The sequence below is a fragment of the Sphingobacterium yanglingense genome (genome assembly GCF_004363245.1).
GTDB lineage: Bacteria > Bacteroidota > Bacteroidia > Sphingobacteriales > Sphingobacteriaceae > Sphingobacterium > Sphingobacterium yanglingense.
In genome coordinates this window covers 1,015,377-1,034,725 of sequence record NZ_SNYV01000011.1, presented here as the reverse complement: position 1 = coordinate 1,034,725, position 19,349 = coordinate 1,015,377, and the positions used below count along the sequence as shown (strand labels likewise).

The 19,349-nt window shown below is 40.9% G+C and carries 15 protein-coding genes; 10 read left to right on the top strand and 5 right to left on the bottom strand.

Going from position 1 to position 19,349, the window contains the following annotated elements:
* Nucleotides 1-13: 13 nt before the first annotated feature.
* The 7 genes from CLV99_RS06720 to CLV99_RS06690 all read left to right on the top strand — a co-directional run bounded on the left by CLV99_RS06720 (nt 14) and on the right by CLV99_RS06690 (nt 8,294).
* A complete protein-coding gene (locus CLV99_RS06720; protein ID WP_162850039.1) occupies nt 14-1,459 on the top strand; it encodes a RagB/SusD family nutrient uptake outer membrane protein in 1,446 nt (481 codons plus the stop codon).
* Nucleotides 1,460-1,615: 156 nt separating this feature from the next.
* Nucleotides 1,616-2,809: a thioredoxin family protein gene (locus CLV99_RS06715; RefSeq protein WP_133583702.1), complete on the top strand. Its 1,194-nt coding sequence runs from the start codon at nt 1,616-1,618 to the stop codon at nt 2,807-2,809.
* 14 nt (nt 2,810-2,823) lie between these two features.
* Nucleotides 2,824-3,978 (top strand): peroxiredoxin family protein, encoded by a 1,155-nt coding sequence (locus CLV99_RS06710; RefSeq protein ID WP_133583701.1) that lies wholly within the window; start codon nt 2,824-2,826, stop codon nt 3,976-3,978.
* A 282-nt stretch (nt 3,979-4,260) separates the two neighbouring features.
* Nucleotides 4,261-5,592 carry a gluconate:H+ symporter gene (locus CLV99_RS06705; RefSeq protein WP_133583700.1) on the top strand — a complete coding sequence of 444 codons (1,332 nt, stop codon included), beginning with the start codon at nt 4,261-4,263 and terminating at the stop codon, nt 5,590-5,592.
* Between the two features lie 31 nt (nt 5,593-5,623).
* Nucleotides 5,624-6,097 carry a RidA family protein gene (locus tag CLV99_RS06700; RefSeq protein WP_133583699.1) on the top strand — a complete coding sequence of 158 codons (474 nt, stop codon included), beginning with the start codon at nt 5,624-5,626 and terminating at the stop codon, nt 6,095-6,097.
* A 3-nt stretch (nt 6,098-6,100) separates the two neighbouring features.
* Nucleotides 6,101-7,207: a D-TA family PLP-dependent enzyme gene (locus tag CLV99_RS06695; RefSeq protein WP_133583698.1), complete on the top strand. Its 1,107-nt coding sequence runs from the start codon at nt 6,101-6,103 to the stop codon at nt 7,205-7,207.
* Nucleotides 7,208-7,211: 4 nt separating this feature from the next.
* Complete coding sequence (locus CLV99_RS06690; protein WP_133583697.1) at nt 7,212-8,294, top strand: dipeptidase; 1,083 nt, start codon at nt 7,212-7,214, stop codon at nt 8,292-8,294.
* A 192-nt stretch (nt 8,295-8,486) separates the two neighbouring features.
* On the opposite strand, the gene CLV99_RS06685 is transcribed toward CLV99_RS06690, so the two are convergent.
* Nucleotides 8,487-9,908, bottom strand: coding sequence for a SusD/RagB family nutrient-binding outer membrane lipoprotein (locus tag CLV99_RS06685; protein ID WP_133583696.1), 1,422 nt, complete (start codon nt 9,906-9,908; stop codon nt 8,487-8,489).
* 11 nt (nt 9,909-9,919) lie between these two features.
* The gene (locus tag CLV99_RS06680) at nt 9,920-13,081 is read right to left on the bottom strand and encodes a SusC/RagA family TonB-linked outer membrane protein (RefSeq protein WP_133583695.1); all 3,162 of its coding nucleotides are present in this window, start codon (nt 13,079-13,081) and stop codon (nt 9,920-9,922) included.
* 218 nt (nt 13,082-13,299) lie between these two features.
* Here CLV99_RS06680 and CLV99_RS06675 point away from each other — a divergent pair, with 218 nt between their 5' ends.
* From CLV99_RS06675 to CLV99_RS06665, 3 genes are all read left to right on the top strand, one after another.
* Complete coding sequence (locus CLV99_RS06675; protein WP_133583694.1) at nt 13,300-14,196, top strand: helix-turn-helix domain-containing protein; 897 nt, start codon at nt 13,300-13,302, stop codon at nt 14,194-14,196.
* Nucleotides 14,197-14,325: 129 nt separating this feature from the next.
* Nucleotides 14,326-14,640: a hypothetical protein gene (locus tag CLV99_RS06670; protein ID WP_133583693.1), complete on the top strand. Its 315-nt coding sequence runs from the start codon at nt 14,326-14,328 to the stop codon at nt 14,638-14,640.
* Nucleotides 14,641-14,994: 354 nt separating this feature from the next.
* Entirely contained in the window at nt 14,995-17,469 is a 2,475-nt protein-coding gene (locus CLV99_RS06665; protein ID WP_133583692.1) for a tetratricopeptide repeat protein, read from the top strand.
* Nucleotides 17,470-17,490: 21 nt separating this feature from the next.
* On the opposite strand, the gene CLV99_RS06660 is transcribed toward CLV99_RS06665, so the two are convergent.
* The 3 genes from CLV99_RS06660 to CLV99_RS06650 form a co-directional block, all read right to left on the bottom strand.
* A complete protein-coding gene (locus CLV99_RS06660) occupies nt 17,491-17,898 on the bottom strand; it encodes a hypothetical protein (RefSeq protein ID WP_133583691.1) in 408 nt (135 codons plus the stop codon).
* Between the two features lie 175 nt (nt 17,899-18,073).
* Nucleotides 18,074-19,057 (bottom strand): aldo/keto reductase, encoded by a 984-nt coding sequence (locus tag CLV99_RS06655; RefSeq protein ID WP_133583690.1) that lies wholly within the window; start codon nt 19,055-19,057, stop codon nt 18,074-18,076.
* A complete protein-coding gene (locus CLV99_RS06650) occupies nt 19,039-19,347 on the bottom strand; it encodes a putative quinol monooxygenase (protein WP_133583689.1) in 309 nt (102 codons plus the stop codon). The genes CLV99_RS06655 and CLV99_RS06650 overlap by 19 nt, the downstream gene beginning before the upstream one ends.
* Between the last annotated feature and the right edge of the window lie 2 nt (nt 19,348-19,349).

Genomic DNA, 19,349 nt, shown 5'->3' with positions numbered 1-19,349 from the left:
ATAGTTAATGAACATGAAGAAGTTTTTTTCTTTGGCTCTTGTAGCCTCTATATTAATATCGGGTTGTAATTCCTATTTGGATATTAAACCCAAAGGAATCACCATTCCAGAATTGGTTGGAGATTTTGAACAGCTCTTGAACAATACGGGTTTGTTACGTACGTTGCCTGCATCTTTTGATTTTTTGGCAGACAATATCCAATCTGGAGACCGGACTGACAATGCACAATCTACTAGTTTTGATAATTATTCTTTCATGTTACGGAGCCTTTATACCTTCAAGAATGGTGCTGTTCTGGAAGATGGGGATGGGGATAGTTATTGGAATGCGGCATATAATCATATTTTTACCTATAATGTGGTTATCAATAATGTATTGAATGCTCCAGATGGCAAAGAGGCAGAAAAGAAGCGTTTATGGGCGGAAGCGAAGATTGGTAGGGCTTTTGAGTATTTGTCTTTAGTGAATATCTATGCAAAGCATTATAATGGAGCTACTGCTGAAACGGATTTAGGTGTGCCTTTAATATTGGTAGAAGATATCGATCAAAAGTACGAACGAGTTTCTGTAGCAAAAGTATACGAACTGATACAGACTGACTTGGAAGATGCCTTACCGTTTCTAGCCACGAGTTCATCCAATAAGTTCCAACCGCTTAAAACGGTAGGTTTTGCTTTCTTAAGTCGTGTAGCACTTTACAAAGGGGACTATGCCGCTGCCTTAAGTAATGCCAAAGAAGCATTGAAACTTAATGCTTACCTAGAAGATTACAGTCAGTTTACGACTAAACTGAAGACTACCTGGGGACGTGTGCATTATAAAGGAGATCCAAGCAAGCCTTTTCCCGAGATTCGTTTTAATAATGAAACCGTTTGGGGACGTATGGGAGCTGCCTCTTATGGTTCGCTTAATGGACAGGTGTATGCATCCAGTGATCTAATCGCTACCTACAAACGTGACATGAAAGGCGCGAAGGATATGCGCTATGACTTGTTTTTCTGTAGGGATTCGGCTTCTTTTGGAGGTTCGGTAACACATTTTCCTGGACGTGTACTTTGGGGGCCGTATATCGACTTCAATACCGGATTTAGTACACCAGAATTGTATCTTATTGCTGCAGAGGCAGAGGCTCGTATCGGGTCTACTGAAGAAGCATTAAAACTACTGAACACGCTACGTGACAAGCGTATTGAGAATAATGTGCATGTCTCAGGTTTGGATAAGGCCGCTACTCTCGCTATGGTATTTGACGAACGTAGACGTGAGATGCCTTACGTGGGAAGTACACGCCTCGTCGATTTGAAAAGATTACATAGTACGGGAGACCTCACGAAGGAAATCGTCCATAAAGTAGAGGACAAGGAATATCGTATGTCTTCTGGTGATCCACGGATGATTATTCCGATTTCACCAAAGGTATTGTCGCTTAACCCAGGAATGCCACAGTACGAAAGATAAATCCAAAGGCGTATTACCCTGCAGATCGAGCAAAGGTAGTACGCCTTAAACTTTTTAAAAGAAAATTAATACCTATGAACATTTACTGAGGCTTTCTATTTAAAGAGGAAGGATCAGTAATACTCCATAGGGCCTTTGAATCGAAAATTAATACCTATGAACCGTATTATATTTAGTTTAGTTTTCCTTGTGGCTTGTACAATTGTACAGGCCCAAGAAGCTATCAATTTCCAGAAAATATCATTAGCTGAAGCTAAGGCACAGGCCAAAGCAAGAGGTAAGCTCATATTTATAGATGGTTATACCTCTTGGTGTGCACCGTGTAAGTGGATGGAGGGCAATGTCTTTAATCAAACCGAAGCAGCGCAGTTTTATAATGCTAATTTTATCAATACCAAATTTGATTGTGAAGTCGGAGAAGGCGTAGATGTTGCAAAACAGTACAACATTCGTAGTTTTCCAACTTATTTGTTTATCGATAGTGATGGCAAGCTCCTGTACCGGTCTCAATCTCGAATGGAGATGCAGGAATTTATCAATGAAGGTAAACGTGCCTTGGATCCCAATTTTCAGATTCCGACAATCCGCGCCCGTTATGAGGCAGGGGAGCGTAGTCCTAGTTTTCTAGCCGCGTATATTACGACGATGACTAAGGTAGATCCGGCTTCTGCACAAGAGGCCAAGGAAGCATTAGATGGTATCGCTGATCCCTCTTTTTTGAAATCTGCTGAAGGTTGGAATGTTATCGAGCTTTTTGGTCAAAGTCAAAAAGACAAGTACGGTAAATTCTTTATGGACAATCGTCCTTATTTTAAAGGAATCATATCTGCAGAAGCATTTGAAAAGAAAGAAACGCAGTTGATGAAATATGCAATGTATGATTATATCCGCACCAAGGACGAGACACAGTTTAAAGAAGGGTTAGCTTACTTCCTTAATAAATCGGACGAAGCGAGTCAGGTTGATGCGGCATTGTTTGAAGTCGAATGGGTGGGGGAATATGGTACGGACAAAGAGTTTATACAGTTGACCAATCGTTTGAGTAAGGGTGTTTTGAAAGATAACGATGAGCGATTGAGTTTTATCGGTAGACGTTATGCTGGGGTAAAGCGGGATGTCGCGCCTTCAAAAGCACGGTTACAGCAGTGTTATAAGCTGGCAAAAAAGGCCGTACAGCTGAATGAAAACTCCTATTCCAACCAAGGTACCTTTGCAGAAATCTGTATCACCTTAAAAAAGAAAAAAGAAGCTGTAAAAGCAGCTGAAGCAGCACGTGCTTTGGCAGAGTTGGAGACGTCAAAGATTATAAAAATAGCAGATGCTTTATTAGCTAGGGCACAGGCATTATAACTGAGTATAACAAGATGAAAGCAATGAAGAATATCGTGTGGAGCCTATTATTGGGGGGAATGACCATGGCTCAGTTACAGGCGCAGGAGTTTGATTTCACGATTAAATTAAAGCCAGGAAAGGATGTGCCAAAGACAGCAAAGGTCTTTGTTCGTTACTTTGCTGATCAAAAGTTAGTGTTGGATTCTGTGGTGTTCAATGGTAAAGCACAACGTTATACAAATAAACTGAACGAAGCAACGTTAGTAAATCTGTACTATTCACCAGAGGGTGATTCTTTTTTTAGTCGTAATCGGGCTAAAAGACTAGATAAAGTAGATTTATACGTTGATAAGGGAACGACTACTGTAAGCTTTGGAAAGGAAATCGCTCAAGCAGGTATTAAAGGTTCAGTGATTCAGACTGCATTTGCGCATTACAGGAGTTTTATGCAGCCTATAGATGTTCAGATCGATAAGCTGATGGCACAACGATCCACACTCTTTGGGATGAAGGAAGAAGGAAAAGACGAACTTGAAAAAGTGAATCAAGCCTTAGCGGGACTGGAAGAGGAGAAAGCAAAGGCCAAAGAAGTATATATCAAGCAAAATCCTAATTCTTACTTTAGCCTTCTTGCGCTGAAAGAGCTAGCGGGATATGATATTGATACAGACTACATAGAACCATTGTTTCTAAGTTTGTCTCCGCAGTTACAAGAAAGACAAGAAGGACAACTACTTGCGTCAGAAATTGCTATAGCAAAGCTCGTTGGCGTGGGCAAACAGGCTCCTTTATTCAGTCAACCTGATACAAACGGTAATATCGTGAAGTTGACGGATTTCAAAGGACAGTATGTTTTGGTTGATTTTTGGGCATCTTGGTGCGGTCCTTGTCGGGCAGATAATCCTAATCTGGTAAAAGCATATTATGCGTTTAAGGATAAAAATTTTACCATACTTGGCGTATCGTTGGATAAGGAAGGTAAGAAGCAGGATTGGCTCAATGCGATTGAGAAAGATGGTCTGCCCTGGCAACAGGTCAGTGATCTGAAAGGCTGGAAGTCGGAGGTCGCTGCGATGTATGGCATCAAGGCAATCCCACAGAATTTTCTGATCGACCCCAACGGTAAGATCGTCGCAAAGAACCTTCATGGGGATGCGCTGGAAAGAAAATTAAGCGAGTTACTATAATCTTAATAATAAAGGGAGCAATTTTGCTCCCTTTATTATTAAGATCCAATTTAACATAATAAAAATTATTATTGTATGCTGATTTTTGACTTTTCAATCTGTTTGCTCTTCGGGGGATAGGGGGGAGCATTTGAAACCATCACAAAGGTGAACGGCCTCATCTGGGTGATATTTAATTATTTTCTGCTATATTTTATTGATAATTATTATATTAGAGAAAATAATTAACCACAGGTGTCTAATTGATGCCACCTAAACCACAATAACTGATTTATAAACGAGATGGTATTCTTAATTGTACTTTTGAGCCTTTTATTGTTGATTGTCAGCATAAGCTATTTAAAGATCAATGCCTTTCTTTCCTTTTTGATTGTGTCGATACTGACTGCGATCGCATTAGGATTACCTTTGTCTAAGATACCGATTACGGTTGAAAAAGGAATAGCTGCGATTATGGGGGGATTGACGCTGATCATCGTATTGGGGGCTATGTTAGGGAAAATTATCGCAGAGAGTGGTGCCGCCTCCAATATTGCAACGGTGATGGTACGGCTATTTGGCGAAAAATATCTCCCTTGGGGGATGGCTGTAACCGGGTTTATAGTTGGTATTCCTTTGTTCTATGGTGTAGGCTTTGTACTATTGGTCCCTTTGATATTTTCTATTGTCTATCAATACAAGCTACCAGCTGTTTATATTGGATTACCGATGCTTGCTGCGCTATCAGTGACGCACGGATTCATTCCTCCACATCCTTCTCCTGTCGCTCTAGTGGTATTGTTTGATGCAAATATGGGCTTGACATTGATCTATGGTCTAATCGTATCGATTCCGGCTATTATAATAGGAGGACCAATATTTGGGAAGACCTTAAAAAATATAAATAGCAGTAGTGACAGTATCTTTCAGCCCAATGCAGAGCAGACAGCTGAAGCACAATTTCGAAAACCAGGAGTCCTGCTCAGTTTTTTGACTGCATTGGTGCCTGTTTTCCTTTTGATACTCTTTACTATCCTCCCTTATTGTATTCCTGCTTCCAATACTTTTCTGCAAGAGCTTATTGTATTTCTGGGAGCACCTGCTATCGTGATGTTGGCCGTTATTTTTGTGGCAACATTTACATTAGGGATCAAACAAGGACGTTCGATAGTACAGGTGATGTCAGTGTATGGGGATGCCGTCAAGGATATCGCTATGATATTGTTGATCATTGCCGGATCGGGCGTGTTTAAGCAGGTGATGGAAGAGAGCGGAGTGAGTCTTCTACTTGCAGAGAGTCTTAAGTCACTCGCCATACACCCATTGATATTGGCCTGGACGATAACTGCCATTATACGTGGTTGTGTAGGCTCTGCAACGGTTGCTGCGTTGACAGCAGCTACGGTACTGTTGCCCTTAACACAATCCACAGCTGTGGATGCAAACCTCATGGTATTAGCTATTGGAGCAGGAAGTCTGATGTTCTCGCACGTCAATGATGCCGGGTTCTGGATGTTTAAAGAGTATTTCGGATTAACAGTGAAAGATACCTTGCGGTCATGGTCTATTATGGAAGCAATCGTTTCTATCGTAGGACTTGCTGCCGTACTATTATTGTCTCTTATTATTGCATAATTAAATCATCGTAAAACAAACAACACTAAAAATGACACAAAACGCAGATGTACAATTTGAAAAATTAGGTTTATCACTTCCGCCAGCGCCGGCACCCAAAGGTGTGTACAAGCCTTACGTGATTGATGGCAAATACCTATATCTCTCTGGACACGGGCCTGTTCAGGACGATGCCAGTTTAATTATCGGCCGTATCGGTCGGGATATAGATATGGAAGCCGGAAAGGATGCTGCCAGACAGGTAGGGCTGACCATGCTGTCTACTATAAAAACGAACCTAGGTTCACTGAATAAGATTAAAAGGGTAATCAAAGTCTTAGGCATGGTCAACTGTACGGAAGATTTTGAACGGCATCCTTATATTATCAATGGTTGCAGTGAATTATTTGCAGCGGTATGGGGTACTGAAAATGGAATCGGAACCCGTAGTGCGGTTGGATTTGGTTCTTTGCCGGATAATATTCCAGTTGAAATCGAGGCGCTCTTTGAGCTATATGAAGATTAGGGTATGCAGCAATGGTATGAAATAGCAGAACCGGATAGCGTTGACTCTCCGGCGCTTTTGGTATATCCTGATCGTATAAAAGAGAATATCCAACGGATTAAAAGTATGGTTGATGGACAGTGTGGGCGTTTAAGGCCTCATGTCAAGACCAATAAGATGATAGAGGTATGTCGGATGATGATGGAGGAGGGTGTCGAACAGTTCAAATGTTCGACCATAGCGGAGGCAGAAATGCTGGCGTTAGCTAATGCGAAAGATGTCCTTATGGCTTATCAACCTGTAGGTCCCAAGTTAAACAGATGGGTAAGGTTGGTACAGGCTTATCCCAATACGACGTTTTCTTGTGTTTTGGATAATCCATCGGCCTTAGATCAGATGGGAACCTATGCCGCAAAGGAACAATTGAGGCTTTCTGTTTATTTTGATATCGATTTGGGAATGGGGCGTACAGGTGTATCGCTAACAAATCTGGCAGATCTCTGCGATCACCTAGATCATCATCCGCTGTTAAGGTTGAAAGGGGTACACGGTTATGACGGACACATTAGTAATCCGGATGTATCTATACGCAAACAGGAAGCCGATGAAAGTTACAGACTACTGAACAAAGCCGCTACTTATCTAGAGGAGCGCTATGGAAAGGTAATGGATAAGGTCATAGGAGGGAGCCCTTCATTTACAAGTCATGCATTACGCAAGGACGTCGTTTGTAGCCCAGGAACTTTTGTTTTTTGGGATTGGGGATACAGACAGCGTATCGCAGAACAAAACTTCGATTATGCTGCGGTGCTGATGACCAGAGTCGTAGCCGTTATCAGTTCAACAAAAATCTGTATAGACTTAGGATATAAAGCCGTAGCATCAGACCCGCCACTTCCGCGAGTATGTTTCTTGGATAGAGACGGTATCGAGGTTTTATTTCAGAGTGAAGAGCATATGGTGTTGTCGGTGCCAGATAGCCAGCAATATCCAATAGGTACCGTGTTATATGCAGTGCCAACGCATGTATGTCCTACAGTGAATCTCTATGAGCAAGTGTATGTAGTAGGAAAGGGAGCGGTTAAGGAAACATGGACTGTGATAGCTAGAAATAGGAAGCTTAATATTTAAAAGAATGAACAGACAAGAACTATTTTTAATAGACGGGCACCTTGACCTCAGTATGAACGCGATGGAATGGAACCGTGATTTACGTATTTCTATTACCGAACTTAATGAAAGAGAAGCAGGCCTATCGGATAAGCCTGACCGAGGGAAGGCCACAGTGACGTTTGACGAATTACGTCGCGGTAATATCGGCTTAGTAGTGGCCACACAGATCGCGCGTTATGTAAAGCCCGGTAGTAGTCTACCCGGATGGTATTCGGCGGAGCAGGCGTGGGCACAGACGCAGGGTCAGTTGGCCTGGTATAAGGCGATGGAAGCAGACGGTCACATGCGTATGATTCAAAATAGAGAACAGCTAGATCAACATGTTACAAGCTGGAGCGATGGAACGAGCAATGCAGACAAGCCTATAGGTTATATCTTGAGTTTGGAAGGAGCAGACTCTATTGTAGATATAAGTTACGTAGAGAAAGCGTATGAATATGGGCTACGGGCTATCGGACCAGCACATTATGGGCCGGGACGATATGCCAATGGTACGGATGCGCAGGGAAGGTTAAATGCAAACGGTGTCGAGCTACTCCGAGAGATGGATCGACTGGGGATGATACTGGATGCGACTCATCTCAATGATGATGCCTTTTGGGATGCATTGGATCGTTATCAAGGCGCTGTTTGGGCGAGTCATAATAATTGTCGGGTCTTTGTGGATCACAATAGGCAATTTAGTGATGATATGATCAAGGCATTGGTCGAAAGGAAAGCCGTGATTGGTGTAGCTCTGGATGCCTGGATGATGGTGCCGAATTGGGTGCGGGGACAATCTACGCCGAAAGGTACAGGCTGTAATATGGAAATCATGGCCAATAATATAGATCACATCTGTCAGATAGCGGGGAGTACCGATTATGTGGCAGTAGGTAGTGATCTCGATGGCGCCTTTGGAAGAGAGCAGTGTCCCTACGATTTAGAAACGATAGCGGATATTCAAAAGGTATTCCCAATCCTAGAGCATAGAGGTTATAGTAACGATGATATAGCAAAAATTGCAAATGGCAATTGGCTTCGCTTCATGCGGAATGCATTATAGTTTTGAACTATTTCCTCTATACTATTTAACATAATTAATTTTATCCTATTGCATATTCAATGCGAGAATAGCGATGCATTGGAGAAGGGGTAAGGGCAGGTGTAGTTATTTTGTGGGGAGGTTACTATAATCGGACTGTTGTATTAAAATACCGGAATTATATAGATTGTACAATTCCGGTATTTATAAGATTTATGGTTTATCCCACCAAAGTTTGGTATCCAAGGATACTTGTTCTGGCACGTTCTTTCCATTCTCGGCACGTTCTGATGAAGGGTAGGCCAGTCTCCTTATGAAAGTAGGGAGTTTTGCATTTACAGGCATCTGAAAGTCCTTCAACTGATAGTCATTTCTGCGTAAGTCGTTCCAGCCTTCAGGATTCAAGTAGGTGATGGTATACTTTTCCCGAAAAATATCGGATAGTTTTAGATTATTCTCGCCAACATCTACGTATGAACGGCTCAGGTAGTCGGTCAGTTCTGCGGCCTGTACTCCAATCTTTTCAAAATGAGCCTTTATTCCTTCTTTATAAGCTGCATATGCTCTTTTTTTCTCTCCCAGTCGTAATGCTGCTTCTGCTTCGACCATTTTAATCTCTGCATAGGAAACTATGGTTACCGGTGAAGTAGGGGCAGTCAGAGGTGATTTTTTACTGATATAACACTCATCTTTTATGGTGTTGGACCCCGTATTACCTTGGCCATTACGGGTGCCGATGTAAATATTACCTACCACAGATTTTTCCGTTATGAAACCTATACGAGGGTCTTCCTGTCCATATGTCTTACCATTCAAATGATCAATAAAGTTGGCCGATAACCAGCCATCGAGATTCAGGTTGTCGTTGTTTGTTGCGACTTGTGCCCAAGGATTAATCCCTTTGAATGTAGCCATTCCAGCATCATCACTATTGGCTTTATACGCATTGTCGATAGCTGCTAAAATAGCTTTGCCATCGTAAACCGTTTTTTTACTCACTTTGTTCAATACCCTAGCTTTTAGTGCATAGGCTGTTTTTAACCATTTTTCCGAATTATTAGCATGAATGAGGTCCGATCCGTCACTAAACAGCACGGTGTTGGGTTTCTTTAGATTAGCGATTGCTTGATCAAGTAAATCGACTTGAGCTTTATATAGTTCTTCCTCTGTATCGTATTTAGGCTGTAATGTTTTTACTTTGCCAAATGCTTCGGAATAGGGGGCATTGCCCCAAAAATCAGCGACAAGTCCCAGTTGATAAGCCATTAATGCTTGCCCGATCCCGAGGTGGTGGGGAGCTTGTTGCTCTTCTGATCGTTTCATCAGGTCGTAGGCATCCGATAATGAATAATATAGGTTGTCCCAGGCACTGGCAGGGTTGGTGGGCTCATAGTTGTCGCTTGAGCTACCGGGTGTGACACTGGCGGTATATTGCATGTAATTGGTCGTGATGTAGGCTGCGCGATAACTGTTCATTCCAGCCTTGTGTGTTGCAGTCGTCAGTAGCCCGTTGATAGTGGGCTTAGTGACTAGATTGGGATTTTCATCTAACTTAAAGTAGTCGCCACAGCTGCTGACCGAAAGACCTACACAAAGAAGCGTATATAATAGGGGGGAACTTATTTTCTTTCTCATAATTTCAATACTTAAAAACCGATGTTGATACTCATTATAAAACTACGGACAGCGGGGTAGGTCATACCAGCAAAACCTTCTATATTCGATCCGCTATGGGTGGAGCTACTTTCAGGATCTAATCCTGAATATTTAGTCCATAAGGCTAGATTATTGCCTGTAAAGCCAATGGAAGCATTTTTGATGGTATTATTGCTTGGAAGCCAACGTTTTGGTATGCTGTAATTGACCGATACCGAGCGAAGTCTCACCCATGAAGCGTCTTCTACAAAGTATTCCGATACACCGCGGTATAAGTCTCTGTAGTACCCGTTTTTGTAGTCTGTTCCGGTTTGTGGATCAACGCCCTGTCCCAGCCACACCTCCTTGGTATTGGCCAATCCGTCAGCTAGTTTTCCTTCGAAGACCCGATGGTCGTTGCGGTCTAATGTATACTTGGAGTAGGCAAACGAAGCGAGATAGTTGTCTAATTGATTGTAACGATCTTGCCCAATACGCGCATCTATTAATACGTTTACACTGATGTTTTTGTAGTTGAAGTTGTTGTTCCAGCCTGCGATCCAATCTGGTTGTACATTGCCCAGTTTCTTTTTATTGGCAGCATTGTCCAAAACCGGAAATCCATTTGCACCAATCAGTAATGGACGGTCGGGATCGATCTGTGTACTCTTATCCAAACCTTGGGCAATTTCGTCCGGGGTATAGTAACGGCGTAATGCGCGTCCATATAACACGCCATAAGATTCGCCAGGGATCAATTTCATTTGAACGTCACTGCTTAAGAAGCCACTCTCCTGAGCCACCAATATTTCATCTAGTCCTTCATAAAGGGATAATACTTTGTTTCTATTCATCGAGAAGTTAAAACTTGACGTCCAACGGTATTTTTCCTTGCTGATTGGCGTGGCATCGAGTGTTAATTCTATTCCCCGATTGCGTAGATTTCCTGCATTAATAGCTGCAGTGACATGGCCCGTTGTTGAAGATACGGGAGTTAGCATAATCTGATCTTTACTTATGGAGTGATAGAATGTAGCATCCAATCCCAGTCTATTGTTTAGGAATTTCAATTCAAAACCAGCCTCATAGGTCTGTGTAAACTCAGGACGGAGATTCTCGTCGCCAAGTAAGCTAGATCGGGTGAATCCGGTGTATCCTGTGGGTAACTCTTTATATGCAGCATTACCATTACTTGTCGAGTAGGCGATGGCATCTTTGCCGATTTTGGCGTAGGAGAGTCGTAATTTACCGTAGGATAATACCTCTTTATTAGGGATGTGTTCACTGAAAACATAGCTTCCTGTGACCGAAGGATAGAAGAATGCGTTGTTCGGACTGAGCAGGGAAGAAGTGACGTCCCGTCTTCCTGTGGCATTAAGGAATAGGTAATTTTTGTAAGATAGTGCCAATTCGGCGAAGGTTCCCATCAATCGATATTTCAAAGACTCGGACCAAGCGTCTACTATCTTGGCATTTCGCATGTCGTAGAGGTTGTAGACAGTCAGGTTGCCTCCCTCTGTATTTTCGGTATCTGTGGCTTTGTCATATAAATCATGACCGAGGCGCAATGTCGCAGATAGTCCGTTGGAGAATTCTTTGGTAGCAGTTGCTATAAATGTACTATTTATCGTACGAAAACGGGTGTCATAGATACCTATTAATCCTGTGCCAGGAGATGCAGCAAGACCATTGTTGTCAAGCGAATATTCTCCTAAAAGACCTTGTTTGCCCGGTGCTGTGGCTCTTCGGTTGTCCCGATAAGCATCAATACCTATCCGGTAATTCAGGTCTAGCCAGCTCAACGGTTTGTAAGATGTATTAACGCTACCTATTAAGCGTAATACATCGTCTTTGAAGCGGTTGGTTTTCGCTTGTGCAATGGGGTTAACGTTGTCACTACTATATCCACCCGGTGTTCCATCGGGTTTAAAAATCTCTTTACGTATATCGTGTCTATGCGACCAATATACGAGTTGCTCCATATAGCGACCGGCACGTCCGCGCAGTCCTCCTGAGTTATTGACACTTAGACTCGTGCCAAAATTCAACTTTTCGCTGGCTTTGAAGTTGGAGTTTACTCGGCCCATTAGGTTTTTGAAGTTGGTACCCGGCATAATACCCTGCGCCTGTTGATGCGAGAGTGATACCAAAGTTGTCATGTGCTCGTTTCCTCCTGATAAGTCGATACTATTCTTGAATTGATTGCCGGTATCGAAGGCATCTTTAAAGTGGTTTCGTAGAACGTCAGGATGACTGGGGTCCATTGCTTTGGCTTCTTCAATGGTTGGGCCAAATGCAGGCCAGAAGGATGTCGGGTCGTATTTGTTGGCCCAGCCCTGTGTATATACATTTTGTAGCTCTGGAAATTTGTTGGCTTTATCAAAGCCAGCTAATCCGGAATAGTTTATTCTAAGTTTACCTTGCTTACCCGATTTTGTCGTGATTACAACCACACCGTTGGCACCACGCAATCCGTAGAGCGCTGTAGCAGCACCGCCCTTCAGGATATTCATGGTTTCAATGTCATCAGGATTAATATCTACAGCACGATTGCTAATACCACGTTCAGTGGCCCGATTACCAGCCGTTGATGTAGAGTTGTCAATTAGGATACCATCTATGACAAAAAGCGGGTTGTTGTCGCGCTCTGGGTCAATGGAGTTTATCCCACGGATCTGGATTTTGGCACCTTGTCCGGGCGCACCTCCGGTACTGGATATGGTAACACCGGCTACTTTACCTTGTAAGGCATTTACTACATTAGACTGCTTGTTTACAGTGAGGTCTTCAGCACTAACTTTTTGTGCTGCATATCCCAATGAACGTTCATTACGCTTTATTCCTAGTGCTGTAACGACTACTTCGTCAATATGTGCGTTGTCTGTTTGTAAGGTGACCATCAGTGTATTGCGATCGGCAACATTTACTTCTTGTGTTACGTAGCCAATGGCAGATATGAGAATTACACTATGGTTTGGAACATTAAAGGTAAAAAGGCCTTTTTCATTTGTCTTGGTTGTGGTGTTGCTATTCTTGACTTTGAGGGTCACCGCCGATAAAGGAGTGCCGTCAGCGTCTACTACTTTGCCTGATAGTGAGACTTGCTGTGCGCGGGTAATCTGCGGGTATGAGCAGGCTAAGACCGCTAGAGTTATTAGTAGCTTGTTCTTCATGTTTATAATTAGGTTTGTCAGTACGCATTTAAGGTAAGTATTTATTTTAATAGTTATTGCTTTATTTTCTTAAAAGTTTTTTATGGAGCTAGTTTAGGACAAATGAATATTCCTTTTTATTTCTTGACTCATTCTAGCTGAGCGAGCGGGAGTTCTTTATAAGCGGAGATTTTTTCATTAACCTCGAAATTAGTTTAATTCTTCCTTATGTTTGCCTTATGAAATCCAGTCCCATCATCTTATTAAAATTCTCCGATTTGCTAGACGCAGGTATATCTGCCTATAGAAATAAGAACTTTATAATCCTTGAAGAGTCCGATGCTCAAAGTGATGTGATGTTGAATCAATTTTATAAAACGGGATATTTTGGTCTTATGTTGGTTGAAGCTGGGGAGAGCTGTTATAGTGTCGGAGATTATCGTTATGAAATGGAACAGGGGGATATGCTTTTTATTGTACCGGGAGAGAATTTTAAGGTTCACTTCGTGTCGAAGGATTTTAATGCAAAATATCTTTTCTTTAATACACAGATGGTAAATGATGCAGGTTTCAATTATCGCTCTAACGACATTATCAAGAGCTTTTCTAATCACCCTTCCTATCTTATTAAGGGAAATCAGATGTTTTTTAATCGTTTAAAAAATTATACTGTAGAACTAGCGCACTTGAATGATATTCGTAATACTATTTTTTATGGAAATGAGATGATCTGGCACCTGTTTTCATTGATTATGTATGAGATTGAAGAATTCTTTAGACAAACAAAAAGTACATCGATTCCAACTTCCCGGGAGGAAACGATCACTACTGATTTCTATCTTTTAGTGCAGTCGTATTATAATAAGCATCATGATGTACAGTTTTATGCGGACCAATTGCATATCAGTAGGAAATATTTGAGTAAAGTGGTTAAGAAAACTATGGGACGAACGCCTAAGGATATTATCAATCATGTTATTCTGATCGAAGCGAAAGTACTGTTAAAAGGACGCACATCAAATATTGGTCTTGTTGCGGATTTATTGAATTTTAAAGAACCGGCAGCATTTAGCAAGTTTTTCAAGAAATTGACCCTGAAAAGCCCATACGCCTATAAAAAGGAGGAATTATTCTGATTTTCTTGCTTTTTTAAAAACTATATATCCATTTTATTTAGCGTCTTTTTCCCATCTTTTGGAGTCATTTATGAAGAGACTCTAGACTTCTAAAGGGCTATTTTTGTAACACAAAATAACTCAATTAATATGAAGTCATCTGAGGTAGGTAAATTGTTGTTCCTTAATTTTGGCCCTATTTTCTGTCATTTGCCAGGAAATAATTCGATGCGTATTCTGATTGACCCCAGCGCTAGTGGGCAACCGCTGATTACTGAAGCGGACTTGTCGTTGTTTAATACCTTTATTTTGGTGGATTCTGACTTGTCCTTTCTTAATGATCTCGCCCTGCTTTTGGAAGCAAGGGGTAAAGATGTCACAATCATAGGGAGTTTAGATGAGTTGTCAAAGATGTTTTATCTGGTAGGATCTACTTACAGGTCAAAAGGAAACTTAAGGGGATGAGGTCTTTTGTTCAAGAGTTTTCAGTCTGTAATAAGTTTTTCTTGTATAGGGCTGAATGTTTGCAGGAAATACAGTCACAGGTCGCTTATATTCATTCTATAGCAATCTATTTGGATGATAATATTAATGTTCTCCATATCAAGTCAACTCGACGAATTGAAAAAGATATATTGGAGAAGTTGAGGGGACTTGGTGTATTAATAAAACTAATGACGGCTGGAGAGGTTGATAGCTCAGAAAAACAATCAATATTGTGTTAGATTTATGATGAAGGTTGCCCCGCATTTTTGACTATGGACCAAAATCACTGTAAAAAGGGATGCTTAAAAGCTTGCAATTCCGTAATTTTAGCGCATGGCACATCGCATTTATTTATACAATTACGATCAGAAGACCAATCAGACGTTTGACACTCATTTGGGAGAGTGGAACTACGAAATCCCATTGTTGCTATATCCGTTACTGACAGAAGGTATTCATGTACAAGGAGTGGAGTTCTTTTCCAATAGAGAGCAAGGGATAGTTCTATTGCGTCAATTCTTCAACTTGCTGGCTGATACCTATCAATTGCATTATAAAAAGGCATACTACGAACCAGTCAATACTATGTTTGAGTTTTTGGAGGCGTTGCCTTACGACTCTTTTGTAGTGAACGCAACAGATGTGTTCAATATGAACGAAGAAAAACATAAAGTACAGGCTAAAGAATGGTTAGAGGATATACAGGAAAAAAGTGTATTTTATAAAAAAGCGATTGAAGTGCAAGACCTTGGACTGCTCGATACCTTGTTTTCTGGGTATGGTTATTCTTCCTTTATTGAAATTTTGGAGACCGATTGGATTGAATATGGGCTTGGCTATTTTGAGGAACATGCTTATAAGAAAGCTGCATCTTCTGTCTTCGAAGAAACTGGGAAGTTTGGTTTAAAAGATGCAAAAGGGAATGTTTTAGCTCCTGCTATCTATGATGATATCTTTGAAGCTGACTATTGTTATAATATATCGGTAGTTGAGAAAGACGATTTATTTGGCTATCTGCAACGTGATGGGAAAGAAAGGGTTCCTCCAATCTATGAAGCGGCATCTGAGGTGTTTGATTTTGCAAAAGAACCCTTGGGGGAGGTAAAAGTGGATGGAAAATGTGGTGTTTTAAAAGTTTATTCCAATAGTTGGTTGATTGCCCCTGAATACGATGCTATAGAAAGAGTTAGTTATGGTTTTTTTGGGGTAGAGAAAGATGGTAAATTCGGTGTTTATTGTGATGAAGATGGACTTATTCTTCCGATAGAAGCCGAAAGAGCTTATGCTTATGATTATTTTCCGGAACTGTTTTTTATGAAACAGAATGGTACAAGCAAACGTAAGTACTATACGAAAAAAGGTGTCTATCTGGGCGAATTTCTAGAGGGAAGTATTGTGAAGTCAGGATCGTGTTTTTGGATAAAGCCAAATAAGTTTGACAAAAAGGGACGGTTGATCGACAATGCGGGAAATCTTATTCTTACGGAAGGGGATCAACTAATTCTGGTGGATAGCTTTGAAACCTTGGCTATCCGTAAGGACAAAAGATGGCATATCTACGATAGTTTGAAACAGTGCTTTTTGCTGGAAGGAGAATCTATCAGCAAAGTGAAAGCCGAATCAAATGTGTGGTTCAAGAGTAATGTTTTTATTTTAGAAACAGCAAATGGGTTAGGCTTTTTTGATGCCAATAGCGATAGGTGGTTGATCGCTCCTCAATCGGAAATCAAGCAGATTCATTATCTTGAGCATGGATTTTTGTCGATTCAAAGAGAAGACGGTTATCAACTGTTCGATTTTGAGGATAGCGTGTCTTCTGAATGCTATGATTATATTTCACATCCGTTAAACTATAGACCAGATGAAGGGATGTTATTTCTATATCGGGGCGACAAAATGTTTAGGATGGATGAGGATAAAAGTATTCATCAGGTTGAGACTACTGAGTATGGTGCGATTTATCTGGATCGGTATTCTTTTCGGGGTAAAGATTTAGAATACTTCGTTAGCTTTTATAACCGCTGGAAAGATCAAGTCGGTCATAATCCCGAGCAATATATGGCTATCGAGACCATAAAAAAAATGGCTTTTGAAGCAAAAGAAGATAGAAATTATGAAGAAGCGTTTCGTCTATTTGAGTTGGCAGCTCAAAAGGACGATATAGATAGTTGGGTGGAAATGGGATTATTGTGTACGGATCCCAATATAGAGCCACTATTCGATCCGCAGAAGGGAATTTTCTATTATGAAAAAGCGACGCAGCAAAATCACGCTGTAGCCTGGAATAATATTGGTGCTTTGTATCACAATGGAATAGGCTATTCCTTTAATATGAAAAAAGCGATTCAAGCCTATGAAAGAGCTGCAGAATTGGGGGATGGAATGGCACTTAGCAATCTAGGGGATTTATACTATTTTGGAGAGCATATCCGGCAAAACTATGATTTGGCCTTGGACTTTTATCAGAAGGCAGAGAAGCTACGGTACTATAATTATGATAAAATATCTGAGATTTTTTATCAGCAACGGGATTATGATAGCTTGTTGACTTACTTAAAGAAAGATTATGATAAGTCGTATTCAGGTATTTACTATGGTATTATCTATGAACATGGTATGGGTGTGAAATCGGATTTGAAGAAGGCTATTAAGTACTACGAACAGGCGAATGCTTATGCGAATTACGAATATGCGACTCAGCGCTTGGTTTATTATTATGGCGAAGACCTAACTTTTAAAAATGAAAAGAAATTTCAAAAATGGAAGGCCTTCGCCGAAGAACATGATTTCGATATCGACTCTAACTAACAGAAAATAAGTCTGAGTGTCTTAAAGCTGTATAATACCTCTTTTTATCATCTCTAGCATGGGAGGTGAAGCATGTTTGAATGTAGGTGCCTGCTCGACGAGGCTTCCTGCGCTCTTTTTGTTAACCTTAAATGTAAGGTCCATTTCTGTCGTGAAGAGCAATGCGTTGGTGAATGGATTTTTAATATAGGTACTTAAGACCGTAAAGACTTCGTCAGCGCTGTGAAAATGTTCGCTCTCATGGCTATTATAGCGGAATGTTAAAGCAAAATTGTAGCCTCCAGATTCTAAAATATGAAGTCGTACGTATATATTCTTAAGCTCGGTATTGCCTATTGTTTTAGCCAAAGTTAATTTGGCAAATGTTCCTTGACTAATACTCTCTTTTACGTGTTCACAGAATTCGGTAAATACAGTTTGATAGGGCATTTCTTAAAAATTGAGTTGCAAACTTACACCAAGTAGTTGACAGGTGACGTATTTTTGTATAAAAAGATGCCAAGATATAAGGCAATAGGTGTTCTGTATATAAAAAGTCAGCACAACTTGAATGAAGTGGTGCTGACAAAGGAGCTGCTGATTGCTCCTACTAAGTGCTCTTTAATTAGATTTTTGCCAATGCTAGATTGATAAAGCTCATTTCGTCAGGAAAAATGCTAATATCCATGGATTTCGCATTGATTATTGCTTGCTCAGCGTTTCTAGAACCGGCCAGGACGATGCTGATTGCAGGCTGTAAACTTGTCCATCTTAATACCAGCTGTGCTAAGCTAACTCCTTTATCATGGGCTAATGGAGTGAGTGTCGCTAAGAAGGCTTCGACTTTTTTTAGATCGAACTGTTGGAAGTATCCATTTCTGTGGTCATTGTTTTTTAGTTGCCCTTCTTTGAAGTATTTGCCGGTTAATAGACCTCTTTCCATTGGACTGTACACGATGATACCCAAGTTGTTTTCCAGTGCGTAGGGCACTAGGTCATGTTCTATCGTTCTATTTAGCATGCTGTAACCGACTTGATTGCTTACGATATCTAAAGTTTGACGGGCTTCTTTTACTTGGTCTACACTGTAGTTGCTGACTCCTGCAGCTCGTATTTTTCCCTGCTGGATCAATATCTCTAAAGCTTCCATGGTTTCTGCAATGGGCGTACTGTTGTCTGGCCAGTGGACTTGTAGTAAGTCAATATAGTCTGTCTGTAAGCGGGTTAAGCTTTCTTCTACTTCTTTGATGACATTGGCTTTAGAAGTGTATTTATATACTGGAATGGCTTTACCAGCTTCTTCGGCATCAAAAAAATGTTCTCCATGGCCTTTGTTGCTACCATCCCATACTAAACCAAATTTGGTTAATAGTTGAATTTTACTTCTGTCATATCCTTTGATAGCTTGTCCTATCATTTCTTCGCTTAAACCAAATCCGTAAAAAGGTGCTGTGTCTAATGTGGTCACTCCATGGTCTATAGATGCTCTGACAGAGTTGATAGAGTCTTTTTGTTCATTACCACCCCACATGTTGCCGCCAATGGCAAACGCTCCATAGGTAATGACTGATAGATTTAAATCTGTATTTCCTAATTTTCTGTATTCCATTTTATTAAATTTTCTGTGTTATATATACTGGGGCGTTTCTGTAGTTTGGAATCAACGAGTGTGCCAAATTCTTTAATATAAGGCTGCTGATTATGTCTGACCAATCCCTGTTGGTCCCGCCAGATTTCGTAAAATATAAATAGGTTTGGATCCGAATTGTCTTGATGTAAATCATACTGTAAGCAAGCTTCTTCTTTTTTTGTTTCTCTGACCATATGCTGAAGTACGTTTTGTACGTATTGGCGCTGCGTTGACTTAGCTTCTATGATAGCGGTAATGTATATATTCATGA

Coding starts and splice junctions, on each gene's coding strand:
- CLV99_RS06670 (WP_133583693.1), top strand. CDS start 14,326: ATGAAGTCATCTGAGGTAGGTAAATTGTTGTTCCTTAATTTTGGCCCT.
- CLV99_RS06680 (WP_133583695.1), bottom strand. CDS start 13,081: ATGAAGAACAAGCTACTAATAACTCTAGCGGTCTTAGCCTGCTCATAC.
- CLV99_RS06690 (WP_133583697.1), top strand. CDS start 7,212: ATGAACAGACAAGAACTATTTTTAATAGACGGGCACCTTGACCTCAGT.
- CLV99_RS06665 (WP_133583692.1), top strand. CDS start 14,995: ATGGCACATCGCATTTATTTATACAATTACGATCAGAAGACCAATCAG.
- CLV99_RS06695 (WP_133583698.1), top strand. CDS start 6,101: ATGCAGCAATGGTATGAAATAGCAGAACCGGATAGCGTTGACTCTCCG.
- CLV99_RS06660 (WP_133583691.1), bottom strand. CDS start 17,898: ATGCCCTATCAAACTGTATTTACCGAATTCTGTGAACACGTAAAAGAG.
- CLV99_RS06710 (WP_133583701.1), top strand. CDS start 2,824: ATGAAAGCAATGAAGAATATCGTGTGGAGCCTATTATTGGGGGGAATG.
- CLV99_RS06655 (WP_133583690.1), bottom strand. CDS start 19,057: ATGGAATACAGAAAATTAGGAAATACAGATTTAAATCTATCAGTCATT.
- CLV99_RS06700 (WP_133583699.1), top strand. CDS start 5,624: ATGACACAAAACGCAGATGTACAATTTGAAAAATTAGGTTTATCACTT.
- CLV99_RS06675 (WP_133583694.1), top strand. CDS start 13,300: ATGAAATCCAGTCCCATCATCTTATTAAAATTCTCCGATTTGCTAGAC.
- CLV99_RS06650 (WP_133583689.1), bottom strand. CDS start 19,347: ATGAATATATACATTACCGCTATCATAGAAGCTAAGTCAACGCAGCGC.
- CLV99_RS06705 (WP_133583700.1), top strand. CDS start 4,261: ATGGTATTCTTAATTGTACTTTTGAGCCTTTTATTGTTGATTGTCAGC.
- CLV99_RS06715 (WP_133583702.1), top strand. CDS start 1,616: ATGAACCGTATTATATTTAGTTTAGTTTTCCTTGTGGCTTGTACAATT.
- CLV99_RS06720 (WP_162850039.1), top strand. CDS start 14: ATGAAGAAGTTTTTTTCTTTGGCTCTTGTAGCCTCTATATTAATATCG.
- CLV99_RS06685 (WP_133583696.1), bottom strand. CDS start 9,908: ATGAGAAAGAAAATAAGTTCCCCCCTATTATATACGCTTCTTTGTGTA.